22 protein-coding genes are annotated in these 26,195 nt (G+C 72.5%); 13 read left to right on the forward strand and 9 right to left on the reverse strand.

Going from position 1 to position 26,195, the window contains the following annotated elements:
* Positions 1 to 368 precede the first annotated feature (368 nt).
* A complete protein-coding gene (locus tag ACFC1R_RS05335; RefSeq protein ID WP_375933026.1) occupies positions 369 to 1,079 on the forward strand; it encodes a bifunctional DNA primase/polymerase in 711 nt (236 codons plus the stop codon).
* Between the two features lie 271 nt (positions 1,080 to 1,350).
* On the opposite strand, the gene map is transcribed toward ACFC1R_RS05335, so the two are convergent.
* Positions 1,351 to 2,196, reverse strand: a complete 846-nt coding sequence (gene map, locus ACFC1R_RS05340) for a type I methionyl aminopeptidase (RefSeq protein ID WP_375933029.1) — start codon at positions 2,194 to 2,196, stop codon at positions 1,351 to 1,353.
* A 102-nt stretch (positions 2,197 to 2,298) separates the two neighbouring features.
* Between map and ACFC1R_RS05345 the strand changes: the two genes are divergently transcribed.
* The gene (locus tag ACFC1R_RS05345) at positions 2,299 to 2,532 is read left to right on the forward strand and encodes a hypothetical protein (protein WP_375933032.1); all 234 of its coding nucleotides are present in this window, start codon (positions 2,299 to 2,301) and stop codon (positions 2,530 to 2,532) included.
* Positions 2,533 to 2,578: 46 nt separating this feature from the next.
* On the opposite strand, the gene ACFC1R_RS05350 is transcribed toward ACFC1R_RS05345, so the two are convergent.
* Entirely contained in the window at positions 2,579 to 3,910 is a 1,332-nt protein-coding gene (locus ACFC1R_RS05350; protein WP_375933035.1) for an MFS transporter, read from the reverse strand.
* 121 nt (positions 3,911 to 4,031) lie between these two features.
* Positions 4,032 to 4,607 carry a hypothetical protein gene (locus ACFC1R_RS05355; protein WP_375933038.1) on the reverse strand — a complete coding sequence of 192 codons (576 nt, stop codon included), beginning with the start codon at positions 4,605 to 4,607 and terminating at the stop codon, positions 4,032 to 4,034.
* 48 nt (positions 4,608 to 4,655) lie between these two features.
* Between ACFC1R_RS05355 and npdG the strand changes: the two genes are divergently transcribed.
* Together npdG and ACFC1R_RS05365 are read left to right on the forward strand one after the other, a co-directional pair.
* A complete protein-coding gene (gene npdG / locus ACFC1R_RS05360) occupies positions 4,656 to 5,348 on the forward strand; it encodes an NADPH-dependent F420 reductase (RefSeq protein WP_375933041.1) in 693 nt (230 codons plus the stop codon).
* A 151-nt stretch (positions 5,349 to 5,499) separates the two neighbouring features.
* Positions 5,500 to 5,688: a hypothetical protein gene (locus ACFC1R_RS05365; RefSeq protein ID WP_375933044.1), complete on the forward strand. Its 189-nt coding sequence runs from the start codon at positions 5,500 to 5,502 to the stop codon at positions 5,686 to 5,688.
* Between the two features lie 53 nt (positions 5,689 to 5,741).
* On the opposite strand, the gene ACFC1R_RS05370 is transcribed toward ACFC1R_RS05365, so the two are convergent.
* Positions 5,742 to 6,557 carry a site-2 protease family protein gene (locus tag ACFC1R_RS05370; protein WP_375933046.1) on the reverse strand — a complete coding sequence of 272 codons (816 nt, stop codon included), beginning with the start codon at positions 6,555 to 6,557 and terminating at the stop codon, positions 5,742 to 5,744.
* 213 nt (positions 6,558 to 6,770) lie between these two features.
* Between ACFC1R_RS05370 and ACFC1R_RS05375 the strand changes: the two genes are divergently transcribed.
* Entirely contained in the window at positions 6,771 to 10,253 is a 3,483-nt protein-coding gene (locus ACFC1R_RS05375) for a BTAD domain-containing putative transcriptional regulator (RefSeq protein WP_375933049.1), read from the forward strand.
* A gap of 67 nt (positions 10,254 to 10,320) precedes the next feature.
* Here ACFC1R_RS05375 and ACFC1R_RS05380 read toward each other — a convergent pair whose 3' ends face one another.
* From ACFC1R_RS05380 to panB, 3 genes are all read right to left on the reverse strand, one after another.
* Positions 10,321 to 11,127, reverse strand: coding sequence for an ABC transporter permease (locus tag ACFC1R_RS05380; protein ID WP_375933052.1), 807 nt, complete (start codon positions 11,125 to 11,127; stop codon positions 10,321 to 10,323).
* Positions 11,124 to 12,137, reverse strand: a complete 1,014-nt coding sequence (locus ACFC1R_RS05385) for an ATP-binding cassette domain-containing protein (RefSeq protein WP_375933055.1) — start codon at positions 12,135 to 12,137, stop codon at positions 11,124 to 11,126. The genes ACFC1R_RS05380 and ACFC1R_RS05385 overlap by 4 nt, the downstream gene beginning before the upstream one ends.
* Positions 12,138 to 12,363: 226 nt before the next feature.
* On the reverse strand, positions 12,364 to 13,236 hold the full coding sequence (gene panB, locus ACFC1R_RS05390; protein WP_375933058.1) for a 3-methyl-2-oxobutanoate hydroxymethyltransferase: 873 nt from the start codon (positions 13,234 to 13,236) through the stop codon (positions 12,364 to 12,366).
* 262 nt (positions 13,237 to 13,498) lie between these two features.
* On the opposite strand from panB, the gene ACFC1R_RS05395 reads away from it, so the two are divergent.
* The 3 genes from ACFC1R_RS05395 to ACFC1R_RS05405 all read left to right on the forward strand — a co-directional run bounded on the left by ACFC1R_RS05395 (position 13,499) and on the right by ACFC1R_RS05405 (position 17,098).
* Positions 13,499 to 15,085, forward strand: a complete 1,587-nt coding sequence (locus ACFC1R_RS05395) for an MFS transporter (protein WP_375933061.1) — start codon at positions 13,499 to 13,501, stop codon at positions 15,083 to 15,085.
* A gap of 107 nt (positions 15,086 to 15,192) precedes the next feature.
* Complete coding sequence (locus ACFC1R_RS05400; protein WP_375933064.1) at positions 15,193 to 15,933, forward strand: TetR/AcrR family transcriptional regulator; 741 nt, start codon at positions 15,193 to 15,195, stop codon at positions 15,931 to 15,933.
* Positions 15,934 to 16,054: 121 nt separating this feature from the next.
* The gene (locus ACFC1R_RS05405) at positions 16,055 to 17,098 is read left to right on the forward strand and encodes an endonuclease/exonuclease/phosphatase family protein (protein ID WP_375933067.1); all 1,044 of its coding nucleotides are present in this window, start codon (positions 16,055 to 16,057) and stop codon (positions 17,096 to 17,098) included.
* A gap of 214 nt (positions 17,099 to 17,312) precedes the next feature.
* On the opposite strand, the gene ACFC1R_RS05410 is transcribed toward ACFC1R_RS05405, so the two are convergent.
* The gene (locus ACFC1R_RS05410) at positions 17,313 to 19,067 is read right to left on the reverse strand and encodes an NAD+ synthase (RefSeq protein WP_375933069.1); all 1,755 of its coding nucleotides are present in this window, start codon (positions 19,065 to 19,067) and stop codon (positions 17,313 to 17,315) included.
* Between the two features lie 209 nt (positions 19,068 to 19,276).
* On the opposite strand from ACFC1R_RS05410, the gene glnA reads away from it, so the two are divergent.
* Complete coding sequence (gene glnA / locus ACFC1R_RS05415) at positions 19,277 to 20,638, forward strand: type I glutamate--ammonia ligase (RefSeq protein ID WP_045304820.1); 1,362 nt, start codon at positions 19,277 to 19,279, stop codon at positions 20,636 to 20,638.
* Positions 20,639 to 20,698: 60 nt separating this feature from the next.
* On the opposite strand, the gene ACFC1R_RS05420 is transcribed toward glnA, so the two are convergent.
* Complete coding sequence (locus tag ACFC1R_RS05420; protein WP_375933073.1) at positions 20,699 to 21,802, reverse strand: acyltransferase family protein; 1,104 nt, start codon at positions 21,800 to 21,802, stop codon at positions 20,699 to 20,701.
* Between the two features lie 228 nt (positions 21,803 to 22,030).
* On the opposite strand from ACFC1R_RS05420, the gene ACFC1R_RS05425 reads away from it, so the two are divergent.
* From ACFC1R_RS05425 to ACFC1R_RS05440, 4 genes are read left to right on the forward strand one after another with little or no spacing between them, the layout of a single operon-like run.
* Positions 22,031 to 24,691: a nitrate- and nitrite sensing domain-containing protein gene (locus ACFC1R_RS05425; RefSeq protein ID WP_375933076.1), complete on the forward strand. Its 2,661-nt coding sequence runs from the start codon at positions 22,031 to 22,033 to the stop codon at positions 24,689 to 24,691.
* Positions 24,688 to 25,125, forward strand: a complete 438-nt coding sequence (locus ACFC1R_RS05430) for a roadblock/LC7 domain-containing protein (protein WP_375933079.1) — start codon at positions 24,688 to 24,690, stop codon at positions 25,123 to 25,125. The genes ACFC1R_RS05425 and ACFC1R_RS05430 overlap by 4 nt, the downstream gene beginning before the upstream one ends.
* A 44-nt stretch (positions 25,126 to 25,169) precedes the next feature.
* Positions 25,170 to 25,532, forward strand: a complete 363-nt coding sequence (locus tag ACFC1R_RS05435) for a DUF742 domain-containing protein (RefSeq protein ID WP_375933441.1) — start codon at positions 25,170 to 25,172, stop codon at positions 25,530 to 25,532.
* 20 nt (positions 25,533 to 25,552) lie between these two features.
* A complete protein-coding gene (locus tag ACFC1R_RS05440) occupies positions 25,553 to 26,158 on the forward strand; it encodes an ATP/GTP-binding protein (protein WP_375933082.1) in 606 nt (201 codons plus the stop codon).
* Positions 26,159 to 26,195: the final 37 nt, after the last annotated feature.

A 26,195-nucleotide genomic window follows, 5' to 3' on the forward strand; every position in this document is an offset into this window, starting at 1 on the left:
GGAAACGGAGCGGCGGAGCCTCGGTGACAGTCGCCGTGACGGCCGCAGCGCCGCCCCCGGTCAATCGGACCCGTTCCGCACCCTTATCCTGCTCTGTACGCCCCCGGGGACCACCCGGGTCTGCGGGCCCCGTACGGGCCGGGTCGGGCGCGCGGTGGTGTGCCTTCCCGCCGAGCCCAACTCTCGTACTCCGTACCGTGACCCAGGCGTTGGCCGTCCGGCAACCCCGGCTCCGGCTCATGGCGGACGCGCCGGATCGAGCACCACCCGGGAAGCAACAGGCGAGCCCGGATGTTGCGTCGGATGTTGCGTCGGTCGCCGCGCCGTACCGGGCGTGGCAGGTCACGGCAGGGTGCGGAAGGGGTCTGATGGAAGCCAGCGGCAGGTGGACGACCTGGTGGCGGAAGCGCGAGCGGCAGCAGTCGGGGGCTGCGGCGGACGGCGCGGACGCCGCAGTGCGCCTCGATCAGCTGCTCGAAGCCGTCAGAGCGGGTTTCCCGGTGGCCCCGGCGGCACACCCGGCCGGCTATCGCTGCTCCTGTGACCGGGTCGGCTGTCCGGCCCCCGCCCAGCACCCCGTCTCGTTCGCCTGGCAGTCCCAGGCGACCACCGACACCGAGCAGCTGACCCGCTGGCTCTCCCGCGACCCGGAGGCGAACTTCATCACCGCCACCGGCCGCGCGCACGACGTCCTGGACGTCCCGGCCGAAGCCGGCCGGCTCGCGCTGGAGCGGCTGGACGCGCTGGGCGTCGGCGGCCCGGTCGCGGCCGTCGGCGAGGACCGCTACCTGTTCTTCACCGCCACCCGGGGCACCCCGCAGGACGAGGACGAGTGGTGGCCGAGCGTGCTGGACAGCACGCCGGACACCATGTCCGAGCACCCCGGTCTGCGCTGGCACTGCCGTGGCTCGTACACCCTGCTGCCGCCCGCCGCGCTCCCGGACGGCTCCGAGGTCCGCTGGCTCGACACCCGTGGCCCCGGGCAGCAACTGCCCGACGCGCTGCGCGTCCTGGACGTACTCACCGACGCCTGCACCGAGGTGGGCGCCGTTGCCGAGGAGCAGTGGCTGATCGGCTAGCAGGCGCCGCTCCGGGACCGGCCGCCGTCATACCGGCCCTCGACGTGCCGGCCGTCGGCGCACCGACCTCGGCGTGCCGGGGTCGGCACCGGCTTGGACCGGTCCGGCGAATCCCGTGCGGCAGCGGATCTTCGGGGGCGCGCCCCTCGGCCGGACAGGTCCCCCGCCGGGCTGAGCCGCGCCGCGCTGTGCCGACCGGGCCGGGCCGGGACAGCCGCGCCGGGCCGACCGGGCCCGGAGCGCGCAGCGGCCGTCCCGGCGCGCGCCGCCGTCACGGCAGGGTGAGGATCTCCGCTCCGTCGGCCGTGACGACCAGGGTGTGCTCGAACTGGGCGGTCCGCTTGCGGTCCTTGGTGACGACCGTCCAGCCGTCCTCCCAGACCTCGTAGTCGTAGGTGCCGAGGGTGAGCATCGGCTCGATGGTGAAGGTCATGCCGGGCTTGATCACCTCGGTGGCCCGCTCGCTGTCGTAGTGCGGGACGATCAGGCCGGAGTGGAACGACGTGTTGATGCCGTGTCCGGTGAAGTCGCGCACCACGCCGTAGTCGAAGCGCTTGGCGTAGGACTCGATGACCCGCCCGATCACGTTGATCTGACGGCCGGGCTTGACCGCCTTGATCGCCCGGTTGAGCGACTCGCGGGTGCGCTCGACCAGCAGCCTGGACTCCTCGTCCACGTCACCGCACAGGTAGGTGGCGTTGAGGTCGCCGTGCACGCCGTGGATGTAGGCGGTCGCGTCGATGTTGACGATGTCGCCGTCCCGGAGGACCGTCGAGTCCGGAATGCCGTGGCAGATCACCTCGTTGACGGAGGTGCAGATCGACTTGGGGAAGCCCCGGTAGCCGAGGTCCGAGGGGTACGCGCCGTGGTCGCACATGTACTCGTGGGCGACGGCGTCGAGCGCGTCGGTGGTGACGCCCGGCGCGATCAGCTTCGCGGCCTCCGCCATCGCCTGGGCGGCGATCCGGCCCGCGATCCGCATCTTCTCGACCGTCTCGGCGCTCTGCACCTCGGGCCCGGTGTACGGCGTCGGTGCGGGCTTGCCGACGTACTCGGGCCGCGTGATGTGCGCCGGAACCTTGCGGGTGGGGGACTGGATGCCGGGTACGAGAACCATGGCCGCGAGTCTATCCGCCGGGCCCCCGCCGCCCTGGCTGTGTGTGCGAGCCGGGCATCGGGAATGATCCCTGTCGAAGCGAACGAGCGACGGGAGACCATCATGGCGCTGGGATTCGGCCACAAGCCCACCGGGAAGCCGGGGGAGTGGTTCTACTGCATCAAGCACGCCAAGGTCGAGGAGGGCCCGGACTGCCCGGCCAAGGACCGGCTGGGACCGTACACCACCCGCGAGGAGGCCGCCCACGCGCTGGAGACGGCCGCCGAGCGGAACCGCGAGTGGCAGACCGACCCGCGCTGGAGCGACACCGAGGGCCCGGCCGACGAGCAGGTGTGAACCTCCCCGGAGGCGTGGCGCCGGGGCCGGCCGCGCGCCCTCGGTCTCAGACGGTCGCCGCCGCCGGACCTTCGGCGGTTCTCCGGGTGGCGCGGACGGCCGCCGCGTGCGGGTCGGTCCTGGAGTCGTACGCCAGCAGCTTCGGCAGTGCGGCGGTGAGTCCGAGCACGCCGACCACGCAGGCCAGTCCGCCCACCCAGACCGAGCTGCGGACACCGATCAGCGCGGCCATGCCGCCGACCCGGACCTGGCCCAGCTGCGGCCCGACCGAGTAGCTGAGCACCTCGACCCCGGCCAGCCGCCCGCGCAGCTCGTCCGGGACGGACTGGTTCCAGATCACCGAGCGGGCGATGCCGCTGATCTGGTCCGCGCCGCCGGCCAGGGCGAGTCCCAGCAGTACCAGCCAGACGTTGCCCGCGAGACCGGCCAGCACCATCGCCGCACCCCAGCCGAGCGCCGCGGCCACCAGCATCCGGCCGTGCCGGTGCACGTGGGAGGTCCAGCCGCTGGTGACCCCGACGGCCAGTGCCCCGGCCGCCGAGGCGCCGTACATCAGGCCGAGTGCCCAGTCCGCGTGCAGTTCACCGGCCAGGAAGGGGAAGACCGCGACGGGGTACGCGAAGAGCATCGCGCAGACGTCTATCGCGTAGGTGCCCAGCAGGTCGGGGCGGCCCCAGGCGTACTTCACCCCGGTCGCGATCGCCCGCAGCGAGGGCTTCTCGGCGCCGGTCGACGGCGGGACGGCCCGCATCCGGGCGAGCAGCAGCAGCGAGAGCGAGAAGGTGACGACGTCCAGCAGGTAGGCGGTCTGCACACCCGCCACTGCCACCACGACACCGGCCAGCGCCGGGCCGACCACCGAAGCGGCGTTGCGGGACAGGGAGTTGAGCGCGAACGCGGCGGGGAGCTGGTCGTACGCGACGATCCTCGGGGTGAGCGAGTCCAGCGCCGGGCGCTGCAGGCCGCCGAGCGCGGCCACCAGGGCGGCCACCAGGTAGACCGGCCACAGCAGCGGCTGCGGCAGCAGCGCGTTGAGCAGCAGCAGCCCCGAGAGCAGGCCGAGCCCGGCCTCCGAGAGCAGCACCAGCTTCCGGCGGTCCAGCGCGTCCGCGAGCGCCCCGCCCCACAGCCCGAAGACGATCAGCGGGACCAGCTCCACCGCCCCGACCAGGCCCACCGCGAAGGAGGAACCGGTCAGTTCCTTGATCTGCAGGGGCACGGCGACGTACGTCAGGAAGCTGCCGAAGGCGGTGACGGACCCCGAGGTCCAGAGCAGGCGGAAGTCCCGGGAGGAGCGCCAGGGGGACACGTCGGGCCGGATCCTGCGCAGCACGGACCGCAGTCGGCCCGGCTGACGGGGCGGTGAGTCGGAGGTCATGGTCCCGTCATGGTGAGCGCCGCCCACAGACGGACGCAACCGAATATGGGACGAACCCGATCGATCCCGGGCCGACTGCTGCCGCCCGTGCGAATCGGGCTGCGCCGGGCCCCGGGGCGGCTCACCAGTCGGCGAGCGGGGAGGTGGCCAGGTGCGCGAGGAAGGGGAGGCGGGGGAAGCGGGGGCGGATGCCGGCGGCGGTGCTGACGAGGTGTTGGACGAGGTCGAAGGGCTCCTCGTCGGCGTCCGGGACGGTGAGGCGCTCGTGGGCGAGGGCGGCGAGGTCGTGGTCGCCGGTGTCGAGGGCGAGGACGGTGGCGCCGCTGCGGCGGGCGTCGTGGACGCGTTCCAGCAGTGGGGCCTCGGCGGTGGCGGGGGCGACGACCAGGACCGTGGCGCCGCGCCGTACCCGCGTCAACAGGCCGACGCCGTGGGCGAGATGGGCGGGTGAGCCGTCCGGGACGCGGTGCCGCAGCAGGACGGGGGAGAGGCCGCTGACACCGGAGAGGCCGGCCTCCGCGTCCAGGTGGGCGGCCAGGTGCCAGGGTTCGTACCGCTCGGTGCCGACCAGCAGCAGCCCGTCGGCGCTGCGGCGGCTGACGCATCTTCGCAGTGCGCCGCCGAAGTTCCGGGTGCTCTCCGGCCAGCCGGTTCCGGCCAGTGACCGGGCCAGTGCTGAAACTCTCATCGCGTCCATAGCCGCACAGGATGGAGCACGGGGCCCGGCTTTGGCAGGATCTTCCGCATGAGTACCCACGATTCAGTGACGGAGCCGACCCGAGGGCTCCCCGACGTCTCCGAGCTGGTGGTCGGCGTCCTGGGCGGCACCGGTGACCAGGGCCGCGGTCTGGCCTACCGGCTGGCCAAGGCCGGGCAGCAGGTGGTGATCGGCTCCCGTACGGCGGAACGCGCCGAGACGGCGGCGGCCGAACTCGGCCTCGGCGTGCGGGGCGCGGACAACGCGACCGCGGCCAGGGAGAGCGACATCGTGATCGTCGCCGTGCCGTGGGAGGGCCACGCGGCCACGCTCTCCGGCCTGCGCGAGGAGCTCGCGGGCAAGCTCGTGGTGGACTGCGTCAACCCGCTGGGCTTCGACAAGCAGGGCGCGTACGCCATCAGGCCGGAGGAGGGCAGCGCCGCCCAGCAGGCCGCCGCCCTGCTGCCGGACTCCCGGGTGACGGCGGCCTTCCACCACCTCTCCGCGGTGCTGCTCCAGGACCCGGCGATCGAGCAGATCGACACCGATGTGATGGTGCTCGGCGAGGACCGCGAGGCCACCGACACCGTCCAGGCGCTGGCCGCCCGGATCCCCGGTATGCGCGGCATCTTCGCCGGCCGCCTGCGCAACGCCCACCAGGTGGAGTCGCTGGTGGCCAACCTGATCTCGGTCAACCGCCGCTACAAGGCCCACGCCGGTCTGCGGATCACGGACGTCTGACGGGGATCGCGGACGTCCGGCGGGGGCCGCCGGTGTCCGGCCGAGCGGCTCCGGGCGGCACCGACCGCACGCGAAGGGCCCCCTGCGCGGTGGCAGGGGGCCCTTCGGCGACAATGGGTGCTGACTGCCCCCGGCACCAGGAGTACAGACCATGCCCCGCAACGCCCTCTACGCCTCGATCGTCTTCGTGCTGGCGGTCGCCGCAGCCGTGGTCTCGTTCGTGCAGGGCAACTGGCTGGGCGTGGTGTGGGTGCTGATGGCGGGTGTCTCCAGCAACATCGCCTGGTTCCACCTGCGCCGTGAGCGCCTGGCGAAGGCCGAGGCGGCCACCGAGGGCTGAGAAGGCCGGCGAGGCTGGGACGGCCGCCCGGGGGCGTGCCCGGGCGGGCCCGGTCAGTTCTCCCAGAAGCTGAACAGGTACCGGCCGAGCACGGCGTAGGCGCCGTCCACGCCGAACAGGTCCATGATCCGGTAGACCAGGTCGAAGAACCACCGGTTGACCTCGGACTGCCAGAGCACGATGAACACCGCGAGCAGCCCGTACGGGGCGAAGGGCTCGACCGCCCGGCGGGCCTTCGGGGAGAGCCACGGCTCGACGATTCCGTAGCCGTCCAGTCCCGGCACCGGCAGCAGGTTCAGCAGGGCCGCGCTGACCTGAAGGAAGGCGAGGAAGCCGAGCGCCGCCGCGAGCGGGGAGACGTTCAGTTCGTGGCCCTCGTAGCTGGTGTGCACGGCGGGGTCGTCCAGCCAGCCCGCGCCGACCGGGATCAGCAGCAGGACCGCGCAGAGGATGTTCACCAGCGGGCCGGCCGCCGAGATCAGACTGTGCTTGAGCCTGCCCCGGATGCGGTGCCGCTCGATGTAGACGGCACCGCCGGGCAGACCGATGCCGCCGAGGATCACGAAGATGATCGGCAGGACGAAGCTGAAGATCGCGTTGGTGTACTTGAACGGGTTGAGCGTGAGGTAGCCCTTCGACCCGATGGTGATATCGCCGCTGTGCATCGCGGTCCGCGCGTGCGCGTACTCGTGCAGGCAGAGCGAGACCATCCAGCCCGCCACCACGAACAGGAAGACCCCGACGCCCGCGTTGCCGTACCCCGACCAGACGGCCCAGCCCGAGGTGCCGAGGGTCGCGACCAGGACCCAGAAGACCGGGCTGATCCTGTGGTCCTCGCTGCGCGAGCGCTGGGTTTCGGCGAAGGTCATGGCGGCGGGACTCCGGGGGTAGGGGAAGGCAAGGGTCGATCATGCCGGGCCGGGCGAGGCCGGGACAAGCGGTCCCCGGTGAACGCACGGCGCGGAGGCAGGGTTCCGCGAGCCCCCGGCGGGCCGGGCGGCGCGCCGGTCGCCGAGGGGTGCCCGGGCGGCCCGGCGGACAAATATGCGTGCGCGTCCGGCGGAGTCCACCAGAATGGTCCCGTGCACTACGGCATTCTCGGAACGACCACCGCCCACCAGGACGACGGCACCCCCATCCCGCTGGGCGGTGCCCGGCTGCGTGCCCTGCTCACCGCGCTGGTGCTGCGGCAGGGGCGGCCCGTTCCGACGGATCTGCTGGTGGACGAGGTCTGGGGCGCCGATCCGCCGCAGGACTCCGCCGCAGCCCTGCAGACGCTGGTCGGACGGCTGCGCCGCACCATCGGACGGGACGAGGTCGGCTCCGGCCCCGCCGGGTACTGGCTGACCGGCCGGGACACCGATCTCGGGGAGTTCCAGCGGCTGGTCGCCGAAGGCCGGGCGGCAGCGGCGGCCACGGACCACGCCCGCGCCGCCGAGCGGCTGAACGCCGCCCTCGGCCTCTGGCGCGGACCCGCCCTCGCCGACCTGCCGGACCGCGGCGGACCGGCCGCCCGGCTGGAGACCCAGCGCGAGGAGGCCCGCAGGCACCGGATCGGCGCCGAACTTGAGCTCGGCCGGGCCGCCGACCTGACCGCCGAACTGGCCGAGCTCTGTGCGGACCGTCCGCTGGACGAGCAGCTGCAACTCCTGCTGATCCGTGCCCTGCACGGCAGCGGCCGGACGGCCGAGGCGCTCCAGCAGTACGAGCGCGCCCGGCGCGGGCTGGCCGAGCAGCTGGGTGCCGACCCCGGGCCGGCGCTCCGGGCCGTGCACCGTGAACTGCTCCGCTCCACCGCGCCCGGACCGACTTCCGCGCCGGCCCCGGAGCCGGCCGCGACGGACGGGCCCACCACCACCCACCCGCCCGCACCGGGCCCCTCCATACCGGCCCCGCCCGCGCTGTCCGCGGCCGCGCCGCCCGTTCCGGACGGGGACCGGCCCGCAGCGCGCCCGGTCGGCAACCTGCGCCCGAGACTGACCAGTTTCGTCGGTCGGGAGACCGATCTCGACGCCCTGAAGACCGCTCTGACGACCAGTCGGCTGACCACCCTCATCGGCCCGGGAGGCTCCGGCAAGACCCGCCTGTCCGTCGAGGCCGGGCGCGCCGCCGCCCAGGCCGCCCCCGGTGCCCCGGGAGCCGGCTGGCCGGACGGCGTCTGGCTCGCCGAGCTGGCCCCGCTGGAGGACCCGGGCGACGTGCCGGCCGCCGTGCTCTCCGCACTCGGCATGCGCGAGACCGTCCTGCACACCGGTGGCGCGGTCGCCGAGGTGGCCCGCAGTTCGGACGACCCGGTACGGCGGATCGTCGAGCACTGCGCCGACCGCCGGATGCTGCTGGTGCTGGACAACTGCGAGCACCTGATCCAGGCCGCGGCCGAGCTGGCCGACCAACTCCTCGCCGAGTGCCCGGGGTTGACCGTCCTGGCGACCAGCAGGGAGCCGCTCGGGGTGCCCGGTGAGGCGGTCCGGCCGGTGGAGCCGCTGCCCGACCCGGTCGCCCTCAGGCTGCTGGCCGAGCGCGGGGCAGCCGCCCGGCCGGGCTTCGACCCCGCCGAGGACCTGGCGGCCTGTGCCGAGATCTGCCGCCGCCTGGACGGTCTGCCGCTGGCCATCGAACTGGCCGCCGCCCGGTTGCGCGGGCTGACCCCGCGCCAGCTCGCGGACCGCCTCGACAGCCGGTTCGCGCTGCTCACCGCCGGTTCCCGCACCCTGCTGCCGCGCCAGCAGACCCTGCGCGCGGTGGTCGACTGGAGCTGGGACCTGCTGGGCAAGCGCGAGCGCGCCGTACTCCGCCGGCTCTCCGTCTTCACCGGCGGCTGGACGCTGGAACAGGCCGAACAGGTCTGCACCGACGGCGTCGAGGTCCCCCGGGAGGAGGTCGCCGACCTGCTGCTCTCGCTGGTGGACAAGTCCCTGCTGGTCGCGGGTCTCGGTACCGAGACCCGGTACTGGATGCTGGAGACCATCCACGAGTACGCCACCGAACGGCTCGCCGAGGCTGCCGCGGACCGGGACGCCGACCCGGCGGCCGACGGCGGAGCGGTGCTCCGGCACATCCGCTGCTTCCGCGAACTGGTCAGGGCCGCCGAGCCGCAGCTGCGCGGTCCCGACCAACTGCACTGGCTGGATGTGCTGGAGCGCGAGCAGGACAACATCCGTGCCGCGCTGCGCCGTGCGGTGGACGGCGGCGAGGAGCAGGAGGCGCTGGTCCTGGCGCTCGGGATGAGCTGGTTCTGGTCCCTGCGGGACTTCCCCACGGAGGCGCGCGGCTGGTACGAGGCGATCGGCGCGCTCGCCCCGGACCCGTACGCCGACGACGCGCCGAAGCCGGTCCCGCTGCTGGTCGATCCGCTGGAGTCGCCGCCGCCGATGCCGCCGGAGCTGCTGCAGGAGGCGCGGCGGCAGATCCATCTGCACCGCCTGGTCTCCATGTTCATCGGGAACATGGAGATGCTCGGGCAGTCGGAGGCGGCCGATCTCGCCCGGCGGGTGGTGGCGACCTACACCGGGGATCTGCCGCAGTCCTTCCGCTTCCCCGCGCTGAACCGGGTCTTCGCGATGTTCCTCTCCGGTGAGCTGGACCAGCTGCGGCCGATGCTCGACGAGGCCGTGGCGGGCTGCCGCCGTCACGGCCGGGACGGCGACCTCGCCTTCATCCTGCAGATCCGCTCCCGGATGCTGAACGACTGGTCGGGTGGCCTGGAGCAGGCGGTCCGCGACAGCAACGAGGCGCTGGAGCTGTTCACCCGGCTCGGCGACCGCTGGGGGATGTCCGAGGCGCTGTCCGCGCAGGCCGAGAACGCCGCGAAGCGGGGTGACGCCGTCCGTGCCACCGAGTCGTACCGGCGGGCCGCGGAACTGGCCGAGGAGCTGGGCTCGCCGCAGGAGGTCCTGCTGATCCGGGTGCGGCTCGGCGAGGCCATGTTCGGCATCGACCTGGCGGAGGGCGAGCGGCTGGTCCGGCAGGCGCTGGCGGACATCCGGGCCGGGAACCACATGATCGACGGCGCGATGTTCTCCGGACGGCTGGTGCTCTGCAACCTGGCCGCCACGCGCGGCGATTACGCCGAGGCGCTGGACCAGCTGGACCAGCTGGAGAGCGGCCAGCGTTCGTTCGGTCCGCTGGCGCCCGCCATCTTCAGGAGCATCGTGACCTCGATCCGGGCGTGGGTGGTCACACTCGGCGGCGATCCCGAGGCCGGTCTCGAACTGCTCAGGGAGGCACGGCGGTTGGTGAACTCGGTGGACGGTGTCGTCACGATCTTCGTCGAGCACATGACCGTGATGCTGCTGCTGCCGGCGATCGGCGTGCTGTGCGGACTCGCCGGGCTGCGTGCGGACCTGGGCCTGGCCCGGCGGGCGGCGGTGCTGGTGGGCGTCCACCGCAGCCTGTACAGCGGGCTCGGCTCGTACGCGGAACGGCTGGAGCAGGAACGGAGCGACCGCGAACTGCGCGCGCTGCTCGGCGAACAGGTCTACCGGGAGGCGCTGGCGGAGGGCGGCGGCCTCACGATCTCGGAGGCGACCGCCCTGCTGAACGACCCGGACGGGTCCGGAGCCTGAGCAAGCGCCCCCGGGCGCCGGACCCCGTCGGTCGATCGGGGTCCGGCGCCCGGGGGCGTCGGCGGGCTCAGGTCCGCTTGCGGAACCTGGCCACCGCCAGCGGAGCGGTGACGGCGGTGATCGCCACCGCCCAGATCAGCACGATGCCCACCGGGTGGGCCACCGCGCCGTGGCCGTTGATCAGTGCCCGGCAGGCGTCCGCCAGGTTGGAGAGCGGGTTGACCCGGGTGAAGGCCTGGAGCCAGCCCGGCATGCTGGAGGTCGGCGCGAAGATCGAACTGCCGAACTGCAGCGGCATGATGACCAGCATCGACACTCCCTGGACGGCCTGGGCGCTGCGCAGCGACATGCCGAGCAGCATGGAGATCCAGACGACCGACATCCCGAAGAGCAGGGAGAGGCCGACGGCCGCCAGCAGGGCCGCGAAGCCGCCGTCGATCTCCAGTCCGAGGATCATCGAGAAGCCGATCAGGATGGTGAAGGAGAGCAGCCCCCGGCAGGTCTCCGCCGCGATCTTGGAGAGCAGCACCGAGGCCCGGCCGATCGGCAGTGTCCGGAAGCGGTCCATCACGCCGGTCTGGAAGTCGCTGTTCAGTCCGGTGCCGACGGCCATCGCCAGGTTGAGCCCGGTGGTGCCGAGCAGCCCCGGGACCATGTACTGGATGTACGTGTGCTGGTCGCCGGAGACGGCGCCGCCGAAGACGTAGACGAACAGCAGCGTGAAGATGATCGGGACGAGCACGGCGTCGAGGATCGACTCCGGGTCGGCCTTGATCCGCATCAGGTTGCGGCGGGTGAGGGCTCCGACGTGCCGCAGGTGGGCTCGGGGGCCGATCCGCGGGTCGGCCGAGTCGTAGGCGATCGCGGCGCTCATGCCACGGGCTCCTTCGCGGGGGTGGGGGTGACGGCGGTGGGCTTGGCGGTGATGGCGAGGAACACCTCGTCCAGGCTGGGCAGTTTGGTGTCGATGGCGCTGATGCCGAAGCCGCGGGTGCCCAGCACGCCCACCACGGAGGTGAGTTGGCCGTCGTCGGCGATCTGCACGGTGAGCAGGCCGGCGTCCGCGGAGACGGTGGCGGTGCCGAGGCCGGCCTCGCGCAGGCAGCGGGCCATCTCGGGCAGTTCGGCGACGTGGACCGGCGTCACGTGCAGGGTGCGGCCGCCGACCTGGGTCTTGAGCTCGCTGATGCCGCCGTTGGCGATCACCTTGCCCTTGTCGATCACGGTCAGCTCGTGGGCGAGCTGCTCGGCCTCCTCCATGTACTGCGTGGTGAGCAGCACGGTGGAGCCGTCGGCGACCATCCGCTGCACCTCGTCCCAGACCTCGTTGCGGGTCCGCGGGTCGAGTCCGGTGGTCGGCTCGTCGAGGTAGAGCACCTTGGGGCGGCCGATCATGCTGGCGGCCAGGTCGAGGCGGCGCCGCATACCGCCGGAGTACGTCTTGGCCGGGCGCCTGGCGGCCTCGGTGAGCGAGAAGCGCTCCAGCAGTTCGGCGGCGCGGGCCTTGGCCTCCTTGCCGGGGAGGTCGAGCAGCCGGCCGATCAGGTAGAGGTTCTCGTAGCCGGAGAGCAGCTCGTCCACGGAGGCGTACTGGCCGGTGAGGCCGATGGTGCGGCGCAGCTGCCTGGGCTGGCGCAGCACGTCGTAGCCGCCGACGAAGGCGGTGCCGGCGTCCGGCTTGATCAGGGTGGACAGGACGCGCACCAGGGTGGTCTTGCCGGCGCCGTTGGGACCGAGCACACCGAGGACGGTGCCCTGGCGGACCGTGAGGTCGACGCCGTCGAGGGCCTTGGTGGTGCCGTAGTGCTTGACGATCCCGCGTACCTCGACGGCGTTGCCGTTGCGGGGTCCCCGGTCGTTCGGGGCGGTGTCGATTCGTGTCATGCCCTCAGGCTGCCCGGAGGGACTGTCAGCCCGCTGTCACGCTGCCGCCACCCCTGTCAGCCCCCTGTCAGCCCACGGTCGGGACACCGTCGGGACGCCGTCGGGACGCCGTCGGGACGCTCTCCCGGCCGGTCGGGCGCGCCGTCGGAACGGGTGCGGGGCCCGCGACCGACCCGGGTCGGCCGCGGGCCCCGCACCGCCGGGCTGCCGCTACTTGAAGCTGTCGCTACTTGAAGGTGTGTTCCGGCGCGGGGAAGGTGCCCGCGCCGACCTCGGCCGCGAACTCGCGGGCGGCGTCGCCGAGGACGGCCCGCAGGTTGGCGTACTGCTTGACGAACTTCGGCACCCGGCCCGCCGTCATCCCGGCGAAGTCGGTCCAGACCAGCACCTGCGCGTCGCAGTTCACGCCCGCGCCGATGCCCACGGTCGGGATCGCCAGCTGCTCGGTGACCTGCGCGGCCAGCTCGGCCGGGACGGCCTCCAGCACCACCGCGAACGCACCGGCCTGCTGCACCGCCTTCGCGTCCCGCAGCAGCTGGTGCGCGGCCTCGTCGCCGCGGCCCTGCACCGGGTACCCGCCGAAGGCGTGCACCGACTGCGGGGTCAGGCCGATGTGCGCCATCACCGGGATGCCGGCCTCGACCAGCAGCTCGATGGCCCGGGCGCTGCGCTCGCCGCCCTCCAGCTTCACCGCGCCGACCCCGGCCTCCTTGAGCAGCCGGGCGGCGTTGTGCAGGGCCTGGGCGGGCGATTCCTGGTAGGAGCCGAACGGCAGGTCGGCGACGATGAGGGCGCGCTTGGTGCCCCGGACGACGGCTGCGGACAGCATCACCATCTGGTCCATGGTCACCGGCACGGTGGTCTCGTAGCCGAGGTGGCAGTTGCCCGCCGAGTCGCCGACCAGCAGGACCGGGATGTCGGCCTCGTCGAAGACACCGGCGGTCAGGGCGTCGTACGCGGTGAGCATCGCCCAGCGCTCACCGTGCTGCTTGGCCTTGGCCAGGTCGCGGACGGTCACCCGGCGGTTGGTGACCCCGCCGTAGAGGACGGTCGGCGTGCCGTCCTGCGTCTGGGCAGGCGAAAGCGGAGAAGCGTTCATCGAACAGGCTCCTGAAGGGTTGTCGTCTCGTGGCGCCGTGCGGCGTCCCCGGATCTGCTCCCATGCTTGCATGCCGTGCGCCCGGCGCAAAAGAGCAGGGATCGGACAGCTCCGCACGCCCCGGCGACCTCCTCCTTTGCCTCATCGTTACGATACGGCACCGTCTCGTATCGAAAGTGGGGCTATGCTGGGCCGAAAGGGGTTACGAGACGCATCCGGCTCGTAAGTCCGCACTTCCTCGTACGGACGGGAACGCACTCCGATGGCCACAGCCGCACCTCAGCGGATCCCCGAAGCGATACACCGTCGTCGCTGGGTGATCCTGGGCACCCTGGTGCTCGCCCTGCTCGTCGTCGTCCTCGACAACTCGATCCTCAACGTGGCGATGAAGACCATCGCCTCGCCCGCCCCCACCGGCCTCGGCGCCAGCCAGAGCGACCTGGAATGGGCGATCAACTCGTACACGCTGGTCTTCGCCGGACTGCTCTTCACCGCCGGTCTGCTCGGTGACCGGATCGGCCGGAAAAAGACCCTGCTCGGCGGCATGCTGGTGTTCGGGCTCGGCTCGCTGCTTTCCGCACTGGCGTCCTCGCCCGGCCAGCTGATCACCTTCCGGGCGGTGATGGGTCTCGGCGGCGCCTTCGTGATGCCCGCCACGCTGGCCATCATCATGAACGTCTTCGAACGGCACGAGCAGCCCAAGGCGATCGGCATCTGGGCCGGTGCCGTGGGTCTGGCGATCGCGATCGGCCCGATCACCGGCGGCCTGCTGATCGAGCACTTCTGGTGGGGCTCGGTCTTCCTGATCAACGTCCCGATCGTGGCCGTCGCGCTGGTCGCGATGGCGCTGCTGGTCCCGGACTCGCGCGACCCGAACCCCGGCAGGCTGGACCCGGTCGGTGTGGTGCTCTCCGTCATCGGCCTGGTCGCGCTGATCTTCGGCATCATCAAGGGCGGCGAGCTCGCCGACTTCACCAGGTCCGAGGCCTGGGGCCCGCTGCTCGGCGGCCTGCTGGCACTGGTCCTGTTCGTCCTGCACGAGAAGCGCACCGACCACCCGGCGCTGGACGTCAGCTGGTTCCGCCGCAAGCAGTTCACCGGCTCCGTCGTGGTGATCGGCATGGTCTTCTTCGCACTGATGGGCGTCTCCTTCTTCGGCGTCTTCTACACCCAGAGCGTGCGCGGCTACAGCGCCCTGCAGGCCGGTGTGCTGATGCTGCCGATGGCCGCCGCCCAGATGCTCTTCGCCCCCCGGGCGCGCCTGGTGGTCGACCGCTTCGGCGTCCGCGCCACCTGCGCCGGCGGCATGGCCCTGATCGCGATCGGCTTCCTCGGCTACCTGCTGCTCGGCCTGACCACCTCGATCTGGGTGCTGGTCGTGCTCGGCTTCGTGATGGGCGCTGGCATGGCGCACGTGATGCCGCCGGTCACGGTCGCCATCATGGGCTCGCTGCCGCGCGAGAAGGCCGGCGCCGGGTCGGCGATCAACAACACCTTCCGCCAGGTCGGCGGTTCGCTCGGGGTCGCCGTCCTGGGCGCCGTGCTCTCCACCTCCTACCGGGACGGCGTGGCCTCCCAGCTCGCCCAACTCCCCGCCCCGCTGCGGGACAAGGCCGGGGAGTCGCTGGAGGCGACCATGGCGATCGCCGACGGCACCCACCACGCCGAACTGATCGGCCCGGCCAAGGACGCCTTCATCCACGCGATGCACATCGTCTCCGGGCTCTCCGCCGGGATCACGGTGGTCGGCGTCCTGCTCGCCTGGTTCCTGCTCCCGGCCAAGGCCCCGGCCGGCCCCGGCGGCGCGCCGCAGGCCCAGACCGAGCCGCAGCAGGCCGCCAAGGTCTGACCGGGCCGGGGGCCACGGCGCGGGCCGTGGAAGGAGAGGGGGACGGCCGCGGTCGCGGACCGCGGTGGTGAGACGGACGGTGGAGAACGGCTGTGGAGAATAAGGCCATGCAGATCGAGACCACGGCCCCGACGCCCCGGGTCGAGCCCGAGTGCCCCGCCACCGAGCCCTGTGCCCGGCGGCGGGGCCGTCCGCGCAGCGAGGCCGCGGAGCAGGCGATCGTCGCCGCCGTCGAGCAGCTGATGGGGGAGGGAGCCGGTCTGGCCGACCTCTCGATCGAGGGAATCGCCGCGGCGGCGGGCGTCGGCAAGGCCACCATCTACCGGCGCTGGCCCAACAAGGAGGCCCTGCTGGTCGACGTGGTCGCCCGGCTGGAGTCCCCCGAGCCCGAGCTCACCGGCGGCACGGTGCGCGAGGAGCTGCTGGCGATGATGGAGTTCATGCGCCGCCGGGGTCTGGCCAAGCGCTCGCGCTGGGTGCTGAAGGCCGCGCTGGGCCAGCTGAACAGCTGGCCCGAGCTGCGGGCCATGTACCACCGGCAGGTGATCGAACCGCGCCGCGAGCTGGTCCGGCAGATCGTCCGGCGCGGCGTCGCCGAGGGCCTGATCCGCTCCGACCTGGACACGGACCTCCTCTCCGAAGTGGTGATGGGACCGATACTGCTGCGCACCGTCTTCTGGGAGGAAGCGCCGCTCGACGATCCCGCGCTGGCCGAGCAGCTGGTCGACGCCCTCCTCAACGGCATCGCCGCCCCGGCCGCCGCCGACGCCCCCGCTCCGGCGGCCGTCGGCCCGGCCACTGCCCAGGAACGTGCCCCGGGGGGTTCGTCCGGTGGTGAATCTCACTGATCAGGTGCGCGCCGCAACCCCCCGCGACGATGGCTGCGTCTGTCCCGGCATAGGCTGATCCGAGAATCCGACAAAAGCGGCATCAGCTCGGTCAGACGGGGACAGTACGGAGGATCAGGGCATGGCGCAGCTGGACAGGGCAGTGGAACCCCAGGGCGGCGGGGACGACCCCGCCTCCTCGGGCACCACCGGCCGTCGGACCGGCGGCGCCAGGATCCGCGCCTGGTGCCGTGGTTGGCGTCCCGCCGGGCGGCGCGGCTGGATCACCGCCGCGCTCGCGGTGCTGCTCGCCGGGCTGCTCGCCCTGCACTCCTCGCTGCCCAACTCCGTGGGCAACCTCGGCAGTCTGCTGGAGACGTTCCTGCCCTGGCTGGGCCTGGCCGTGCCGCTGCTGCTCGCGGTGGCCGTGCTGCGGCGTTCGGCCACCGCGCTGGCGGCGGTGCTGCTGCCCGCGATCGTCTGGCTCAACCTGTTCGGCGGGCTGCTCTTCGACAAGAGCAGCGGCAAGGGCGACTTCACCGTCCTCACCCACAACGTGGCCGCCGCCAACAGCGATCCGGCGGGTACCGTCCGGCTGCTGAACGACTCCGGTGCGCAGATCGTCGCCCTGGAGGAGCTGGCCGGGCAGGCCGTCCCGACCTACACGGCGGGGCTGGCGGCCGCCTACCCGTACCACGCGGTGGAGGGCACCGTCGGCCTCTGGTCGAAGTACCCGCTCAGCGACGTCTCCGAGGTGGACATCAAGATCGGCTGGACCAGGGCCTTCCGCGCCACCGTGGCCACCCCGCAGGGCCTGCTGGCGGTGTTCGTCGCGCACCTGCCGTCCGTCCGGGTGAAGTTCGACGCGGGCTTCACCGCGGGTCAGCGGGATGTCAGCGCGCAGGCGCTGGGCGACGCCATCGAGGCCGAGCACCTGAAGAAGGTGCTGCTGCTCGGCGACCTCAACGGCACCATGAACGACCGCAGCCTGGCCCCGATCACCTCGCAGATGCGCTCGGCCCAGGGGGCCGCCGGGGACGGGTTCGGGTTCAGCTGGCCCGCGTCCTTCCCGATGGCCCGGATCGACCAGATCATGAGCAAGGGCGGCCTCAAGCCCACCGACTCGCGGACCCTGCCCGCCGACGGCAGCGACCACCTCGCCATCGCCGCCTCCTTCAAGTACTGAGCCGGGCAAGTACTGAGCCGGGCCTTCGAGTGCCGAGCCCGGCGCCGAAGGGCCGGGCGGGGCCGTTTGAGCAGCCGCTCCAACGCGCTCCGGGGCATGGTCCGCTCCACCCCACCGCCCGGTTTCGACCTGGCCGGGCCCCGCAGTGCTGCGGCAACAGCACTGCGGGGCCGACGGGTTGACGGTGCGTCGACCCGAACTGGTCGACGGTGTGTCAGCCGCGGCGCCAGCGGTTGGTGATCGGGAGGCGGCGGTCCCGGCCGAAGCCCTTGACGGAGATCTTGGGGCCCGGCGGGTACTGGCGGCGCTTGTACTCGGCGGTGTCCACCAGGCGGACGATCCGGTCGACCAGCTCGGGGTCGAACCCGGCGGCGACGATGGCGTCGCGGCCCTGGTCGCCCTCGACGTAGAGGTCGAGGACGGTGTCCAGCAGGTCGTAGTCCGGCAGCGAGTCGGTGTCGACCTGGTCGGGGCGCAGCTCGGCGGACGGCGGCTTGGAGATGGTGTTCTCCGGGATCGGCGGGGTCTCGCCGCGCCGGACGGCCTCCTCGTTGCGCCAGGAGGCGAGCCGGAAGATCAGCGACTTGTAGACGTCCTTGATCGGCCCGTACGCGCCGACCGAGTCGCCGTAGAGGGTGGAGTAGCCGACGGCGAGCTCGCTCTTGTTGCCGGGGGCCAGCACGATGTGGCCCTCCTGGTTGGAGATCGCCATCAGCAGCGTGCCGCGCAGCCGGGACTGGAGGTTCTCCTCGGCGAGGCCGCTCAGGCCGAGGGACTCCATGTAGGCGTCGAACATCGGGGCGATGGAGACGGTGCGGAAGTTGAGGCCGGTGCGCTCGGCCAGCTCGGCGGCGTCGTCGCGGGAGTGCTGCGAGGAGTAGCGGCTGGGCATGGAGACGCAGTGCACGTTCCCGGCGCCGACGGCGTCCACCGCGATGGCGGCGACCAGTGCGGAGTCGATGCCGCCGGAGAGGCCGATCAGCACCGACTTGAAGCCGTTCTTGCGGACGTACGCCCGGGTGCCGGTGACCAGGGCCTGGTAGATCTCCGCCTCGTCGCCCACCTCGGCGGCGATCCCGGGCGTGACCCGCTCCGCGGGGGCGGGCAGGGGCTCGCCGCCGAGGTCGGTGCGGACCAGCCGGAGGCCGTCGCTGAGCAGCAGCCCGTCGGTCTGGTCCGAGGTGGCGGCGGGCAGGTCGAGGTCGAGGACCAGCAGGCTCTCCTCGAACTTCGGGCCCCGGGCCAGTACTTCGCCGTCGGCGGCGACCACCAGCGAGTCGCCGTCGAAGATCAGCTCGTCCTGGGCGCCGACCATGTTCAGGTAGACCAGCGGGCAGCCCGCCTCGGCGGCCCGGCGCGCGACCAGCTCCAGCCGGACGTCGTCCTTGTTCCGCTCGTACGGCGAGCCGTTGATCGACAGCAGCAGGCCGGCCCCGGCCTCGCGGGCGGCGGCGACCCGGCCGCCGTCCTGCCAGATGTCCTCGCAGATGGCCAGCGCGACGTCCACGCCGTGCAGGCGCAGGACGGAGAGCTGGTTGCCGGGGACGAAGTAGCGGTACTCGTCGAAGACGCCGTAGTTGGGCAGGTAGTGCTTGGCGAAACGGTTCACCACCGTGCCGCGGTGCAGCACCGCCGCGCAGTTCTGCGGCGACCCGGCCGGGCGGCCCGCCCTCGGTACGTCCTGCTCGGAGCGGCCGAGGTAGCCGACCACCACGGGCAGCTCGCCCAGGCCCTCGGCGGCGAGCCGCTCGGCCAGCTCGACCAGCGCGGTCCTGGACGCCTCGACGAAGGAGCGGCGCAGGGCGAGGTCCTCGACGGGGTACCCGGTCAGCATCAGCTCGGGAAAGGCGACCAGCTGGGCGCCTGCCTCGGCGGCCTTCCTGGTCCAGTGCACCACCTCATCGCTGTTGCGTGCGATGTCACCGACCCAGGGGTCGATCTGGCTCAGGGCGAGACGGAGATTGGGCATGCCACGAGTGTAATCGTCTAACTGACGTTATGTCGCGGGTGGGGTCCGTCACTCGGTGCGGGGGGCCGTGCGGGGGCCGTCCAGGTGTCGGCAAGTCGGTGCGGATCCGCCATGATGGGGGCAGCCGCTCCGTGAGCCGCTTCCGCCGGCCGCTTTCGCGTGCCTCCGTGCGTAACACGAACGTAAAGAGCAGAGGTGAGACTGTCCCCATGGGCAAGCAGCAGGAGTTCGTGCTTCGTACGCTCGAAGAGCGTGACATCCGTTTTGTCCGGCTGTGGTTCACCGACGTGCTCGGGTTCCTGAAGTCGGTCGCAGTGGCACCCGCCGAGCTGGAGCAGGCCTTCGAGGAGGGCATCGGCTTCGACGGCTCGGCGATCGAGGGATTCGCCCGGGTGTACGAATCCGACATGATCGCCAAGCCGGACCCGACCACCTTCCAGATACTGCCGTGGCGCTCGGAGACCCCGGGGACCGCGCGGATGTTCTGCGACATCCTGATGCCGGACGGCTCGCCCTCGTACGCCGACCCGCGCTTCGTGCTCAAGCGCACCCTGGAGAAGGCCTCCGAGCAGGGCTTCACCTTCTACACCCACCCGGAGATCGAGTTCTTCCTGCTGAAGAACCTCCCCGGCGACGGCACCGCCCCCATCCCCGCCGACCAGTCCGGCTACTTCGACCACACCCCGCGCGGCGTCGGCCACGACTTCCGCCGCCAGGCGATCACCATGCTGGAGTCGATGGGCATCTCGGTGGAGTTCTCCCACCACGAGGGCGCCCCCGGGCAGCAGGAGATCGACCTGCGCTACGCCGACGCGCTCTCCACCGCGGACAACATCATGACCTTCCGCCTGGTCATGAAGGAGGTCGCGCTGGAGCAGGGCGTGCACGCCAGCTTCATGCCCAAGCCCTTCTCCGACCACCCCGGCTCGGGCATGCACACCCACGTCTCGCTCTTCGAGGGCGACCGCAACGCCTTCCACGAGTCCGGCGCCGAGTACCAGCTGTCCAAGGTCGGCCGTTCCTTCATCGCCGGCCTGCTGCGGCACGCCGCCGAGACCGCCGCCGTCACCAACCAGTGGGTCAACTCCTACAAGCGGATCTGGGGCGGCTCGCAGCGCACCGCGGGCGCCGGCGGCGAGGCCCCCTCCTACATCTGCTGGGGCCACAACAACCGCTCGGCGCTGATCCGGGTCCCGATGTACAAGCCGGGCAAGCAGGGTTCCACCAGGGTCGAGGTCCGCTCCCTGGACACCGGCTGCAACCCCTACCTCGCCTACGCGGTCACCCTGGCCGCCGGCCTCAAGGGCATCGAGGAGGGCTACGAACTGCCCCCCGGCGCCGACGACGACGTCTGGGCCCTCTCCGACGCCGAGCGCCGCGCGATGGGCATCCAGCCGATGCCGCAGAACCTCGGCGAGGCGATCGACCTGATGCAGCGCAGCGAGCTGGTCGCCGAGACCCTCGGTGAACACGTGTTCGACTTCTTCCTGCGCAACAAGCGCCAGGAGTGGGAGGAGTACCGCTCCGAGGTCACGCCGTTCGAGCTGCGCAAGAACCTCCAGGTGCTCTAAGCCCCGCCGCGTCCCTTCCGGGCCCGCTCCGTCGTCGCCGACGGGGCGGGCCCTGCCGTGTCAGCCGGCCGGGCGGGTCGGCACGAGCGGACGGGGGAGTGCGGTGGCGGGGCCGCGCAGGCGGCGTTCGCAGGGGCGTTCCACGTAGTGGTGGAGGGCGGCGGCGAGCGCCAGGGTCGCGGCGAGCAGGGTGAGCCAGCAGGCGAGGGCGGCGGCGCCCCGGGCGGGGTGGCCGAGCGCGTGGAGCCAGCAGCGGACGACGATCTCGTGGGTCAGGTACCAGGCGAACGACCAGTCGCCGAGGCGGACGAGGAGCGGGCGGGCCGGCCAGGGGGTACGGGACGGACCGGTCCGCGCGACGGTGAGGTCGGCCTGGGCGGCGGCGGCGATCAGGGCGGCGAACAGCGGGGCGGAGAGCAGCTGGGAGGCCGAGTACGGGCCGTCCCAGGCGGGGTCGGGAACCGCGCGGGACCAGGGGACCAGGAGCAGGTGCCAGCCGGCGACGGCCAGGGCGGTCCACCCGAGCGGCAGGCGGGGGAGCATCCCGCGGCGCAGGGCCAGTCCCGCCGCCATGCCGAGCAGGAACTGCGGGGTCCGGGTCAGCGGCAGGTAGTCCAGCAGCCAGCTGCGCAGCGCCGGGTCGGCGACCGCGGCGCCCGCCACCCACAGCAGCGGGCCGAGCGCCAGGCAGAGCAGGCCGAGCGGACGCAGTCGACGCGGGGTCAGGGCGGGCAGCAGTACCGGGAAGAGCAGGTAGAACCAGGCCTCGTCGCCGAGTGACCAGCCGGCCGGGTTGCCGCCCATGGTGAGGGACCGGAACCACGGGTGCAGCAGGAGCAGCGAGCAGAGCGCCGCCCTGAGCGGCAGGGCGGTCCCGATCCAGGCGTACACCGCGAGCGAGAGTCCGGTCGCCAGTGCGTGCAGGGGCCAGACCCGGGCCAGCCGGCGGCGGTAGAAGCGGGTGGCGGGGACCGGGGCGTCGGCGTACGTCCAGGCCAGCACGGTGCCGGAGAGGACGAAGAAGAAGGTCACCCCGCTGCGTCCGTACCAGACCGCCGGGCCGACCAGGGGGAGCCCGCCCACCTGGCGGGCCAGGTGGTAGAGCACCACCAGCAGTGCGGCCCAGAAGCGGAGCCCGGTGAGCGAGGGCAGACGTGCGGGCATCGAGGGTCCTGGGGCCGGTTTCGGGGCGGGGCTCAGGGTCTAACTCGGCGGTGAGCACAAGGTGACGGAAGGTCAACAAATGGGTGGGTTTTCCTCGGAGTTATGCAGTGTGACTAATATCCATCTGTCAATGTTCTTACCAGATCTGACCAGTCGTGAACGGCTGGTGTCATCTTCAAGGAGCATGCCCTGCGCACGCGCGCGATTCGGCGGATCCGCTCGACCAGGATGTCCCTTCGGGCAGCCCTGCTCGTCCTGGCGGTCGTACCCGGCCTGGCGCTGGCCGCCCTCTGGGGCGTGACCAGCGGTCAGACCCTGCTGGACTTCCAACGGCAGGCGGCCCAGGGCCTGTTGGCGCAGAAGGCGGGCCAGCCGTCCAACGTCGTCTACTACAACCTGCAGGAGGAGCGGCGGCTCAGCGCCGAAGCCCTCGCGACCCACGCGGGCGCCACCGATGCGCTGGTCAGGCAGCGCAGGTCGACCGACGATGCGATCCGCACCTTCCAGTCCCTGTCCGGGGTCGCCGCCGACGGCGCGCCCGCCGAGGTGCGCGACGCGGTCGGCCGGGCCCGGCAGGCGATGAACCAGCTCTCCGCCCAGCGCCTGCTGGTGGACCAGGGCGGCAGCGAGCAGCAGGCGGCGGTGTACCGCTACTACACCGACCTGATCGCGGTCGACCTCAGACTGTTCACCGCCCTCAGCCACGTGGACAACGGCAGGGTCACCACGGTCTCCCAGCCGCTGGTCGACCTGTTCTGGTCCAAGGAGATGATCTCCCGCTCGGATGCGCTGCTGGCCCGGGGCTGGCCCACCGGGAAGCTCAGCGTCAAGGACTACCAGCTCCTCGTCCAGACCCTCTCCGAGCAGTCCTTCCAGTACACCACCAAGGTCGCGCCCTATCTGCCGGCCGACGAGGCGGTGAAGGGCAGGGAGCTCGTCGAGAGCCCGGCCTGGCAGGCCAAGACCGAGGTGGAACGGAACCTGTTGCGCCCGAGCGCGCCGGACTCCGCCGGGTTCGTCGCCATCGGCTCGGACCAGCAGAAGTGGCGTCAGGCGATGGACCAGCTGACCCCCCGGCTGGTCGACCTGCTGGAGCGCCGCACCGCCGCGGTGGTGGAGGTCGGCAAGGACGCCGTCATGTCCCTGCTGATCAGGGTCGTGCTCACCACCGTGGTCGGCCTGGTCGCGGTCGTCGCGGTGATCCTGACCTCGTGGCGGCTGACCCGTACGCTGCGCCGCCGGATCGGCGAACTCCAGGTCCAGGCCGAGGAGCTGGAGCGGAAGCTGCCCGAGGTGGTCGAACGGCTCGGCCGGGGCGAGCAGATCGACGTCGAGACCGAGGCCGGCGGCATCCGGCAGGACGCCCGCAGCGGCGCCGACGACGAACTCGCCCAGCTCGGCGAGGCCCTCAACCTGGCCCGCGCCAGCGCCATCACGGCGGCCGTCCGGCAGGCCGAACAGCACCGGGGGTTCGAGCGGCTGCTCCAGCGCATCGCCCGCCGCACCCAGCTGCTGATCGGCCAACAGCTCAAGAAGCTGGACGAACTGGAGCGCAAGCACGAGGACCCCGAGGTGCTGGACGGCCTCTTCGACCTCGACCACCTCACCGCCCGTCTGCGCCGCTACGAGGAGAACCTGGTCATCCTGGCCGGCGGCGCCCCGCACCGGCGCTGGCGCAAGCCGGTCCCGCTGCTGGACGTGATGCGCGCGGCCCAGGGCGAGGTGCAGGACTACCGCCGGGTGGTGCTGGACCTCGACGGCAGCCCCTGGCTCTCCGAGCGCGCCGTCGGCCCGGTGGCGCACATCCTGGCCGAACTGATCGAGAACGCGCTCAGCTTCTCCAAGCCGCCGAGCCCGGTCGAGGTCCGGGCCGCCCGGGTCGGCCGGGGGACGGCGATCGAGATCGAGGACCGCGGCCTGGGCATGGACGACGAGCAGCTCGCCGAGGCCAACGAGCTGATGAGCAGCCCGCCCCGGACGGACGTGCTCGCGCGCGCCGACGACATCCGGCTCGGCTTCTTCGTGATCGCCCGGCTCGCGGCCCAGCACGGGCTGCGGGTGGAGTTCCGCCCCTCGGCGTTCGGCGGGACCAGGGCGGTCCTCTTCATCCCCGACGAGCTGATCACCTCCGAGGGGCCGCCGCGTCCGGTCGCGGTGCCGCCGGTGCAGGGCGGGCTGCCGACCCGGTCGCGCGGCCGCGCACTCGCCAAGGTCACGGCGCTGACCGAAGCGACCGGCCCGGTCGAGCGGGCCGAGCAGGTCGGTTCGGGTGCGCCGGTCGAGCCGGGTCGTCCGGCCGGTCCGGTGGCGGGCGAGGGGCACGGGGCGTACGGGTCGGGCGGGCCGAGCGGGCCGTACGAGCCGGACGCGGCGGGCGGGCCGTACGAGCCGGTGCCGGACGCGCAGTCCGTCCCGTGGCCGGCGCGGCAGGACGCGTCAGTGCCCCGGCAGCCGTCCTTCGAGGTGCGGGAGCGGCCGGTCGGGCCGGAGCCGGCCGTCGCCGTCGACGCGACGGACGAGCGGCCGTGGTCGGAGGACACCCTGGTGCTGCCGGTCCGGAGCGCGCCCGCCCCGGAGGCGCCGCTGCCGCGCCGGGTCAGACAGGCCAGCCTGGTGGACGAGCTCAGAGTCCCCCCGGTGAGGCCGACCGCCGCACCCAAGCCGCCGCGCTGGGACGAGAACCCGCTGTTCCGGCCGGCCCCCCGACGGGCCGGAGCAGCCATCGGTGCGTTCCAGCGACGGTCCCGGGCCGCCCGCGAGTCCGCCGGGCAGCCCGTTCAGCAGGAGCCGGGCCTCCCCTCGCGGGAGCACCGGCCCGAGGCCGGCGGGCCGCTGCCCGCCGACTCCTGGAAGACACCTCCCATCCCTACGACGGAAGACCGGTCATGACTCGCACAACCGCCACCCACCAGGATCTCGACTGGCTGCTCGACGGCCTGGTGGACTCGGTGGCCGGGACCAGAAACGCCGTGCTGCTCTCCGACGACGGCCTGGTGGTGAGCCACTCCCGCAGCATCGAGCGCGCCGACGCCGAGCGGCTGGCCGCCGTCGCGACCGGGCAGCAGAGCCTGGCGCGCGGCGTCGGCCAGCTCTTCGACGGCGGTCCGGTGCACCAGGTGATCGTGGAACTCGCCGAACTCTGGCTGTTCATCATCGCCGCCGGCCAGGGCACCCACCTGGCGGTGATCGCCTCCCAGGAGGTGGACGCCGAGGTGATGTCGCTGGCCATGCACAACCTGGTGCAGCAGGTCGGGCAGAAGCTCGGCACCCCGGTCCGCGACGACTTCGACGCCTTCGGCGCCCGAGGTGGGCAGCGCGGGTGACCCCGTACTGGGACGAGGAGGCCGAGGAGGACGCCGCGGGCAGCATGGTCCGCCCGTACACCATCACCCGGGGCCGCACCGTGCCCGAACGGGACGACTTCAGCCTGATCACCGTGCTGACGACCGTGCAGGACCCCAGGGACGAGCACGGCGCACCCGTACGGCCGGGACGGCGCGCGCTCCAGCCCGAGCACCGGGCGATCCTGGAGCGCTGCCGGCACCCGGCCGCGGTCGCCGAGGTCGCCGCCGACCTCGACCTGCCGGTATCGGTGACCAAGATCCTGCTGGCGGATCTGGTCGCCCACGGCCTGCTGCTGGCCCGTGCCCCGCTGTCGGTGGCGCGGGCCTCCGGCGGCCCCGACCTCGGCCTGCTGGCCGCCGTCCGTGACGGACTCCGGAGACTCTGAGACAGTGGGATGACAGCGAGATGACGAGCAGTCAGGCGGCTCCCGCCGCCGTCAAGATCCTGATCGCCGGGGGTTTCGGCGTCGGCAAGACCACCATGGTGGGCGCGGTCAGCGAGGTCGCGCCGCTGCGCACCGAGGAGTACCTGACCCGGGCCAGCGTCGGCGTGGACGACCTGGACGGGATCGACCAGAAGGACACCACCACCGTCGCGCTGGACTTCGGCCGGATCACGGTCAGTCCGGAGCTGGTGGTCTACCTCTTCGGCACCCCCGGTCAGGAGCGCTTCTGGTTCATGTGGAACGACCTGGTCAACGGCGCGCTCGGCGGGGTCGTCATCGCCGACACCCGCCGCCTGGAGACCAGTTTCGCCTCGATCGACTTCTTCGAGAGCCGGGGCATCCCCTTCGTGGTCGCGATCAACTGCTTCCACGGCCACAACACCCGTACCGCGGTGGAGATCAGGGCCGCGCTCGACCTCGACCCGAACGTCCCGCTGCTGATCGGCGACGTCCGGGAGCGGCCGTTCGGGCGGGACGTGCTGCTCGCCCTGGTCGACCACCTGATGGCCCTGTCGGCCCCCGAGGGCCAGGCCGCCCCCGAGGCCGAACCCGTGCCGGCCGGCTGACCCCGCGACCGCTTCCCCGCGAGATCCCTGGAGGGAC

This window comes from Kitasatospora sp. NPDC056138, assembly GCF_042264695.1.
GTDB lineage: Bacteria > Actinomycetota > Actinomycetes > Streptomycetales > Streptomycetaceae > Kitasatospora.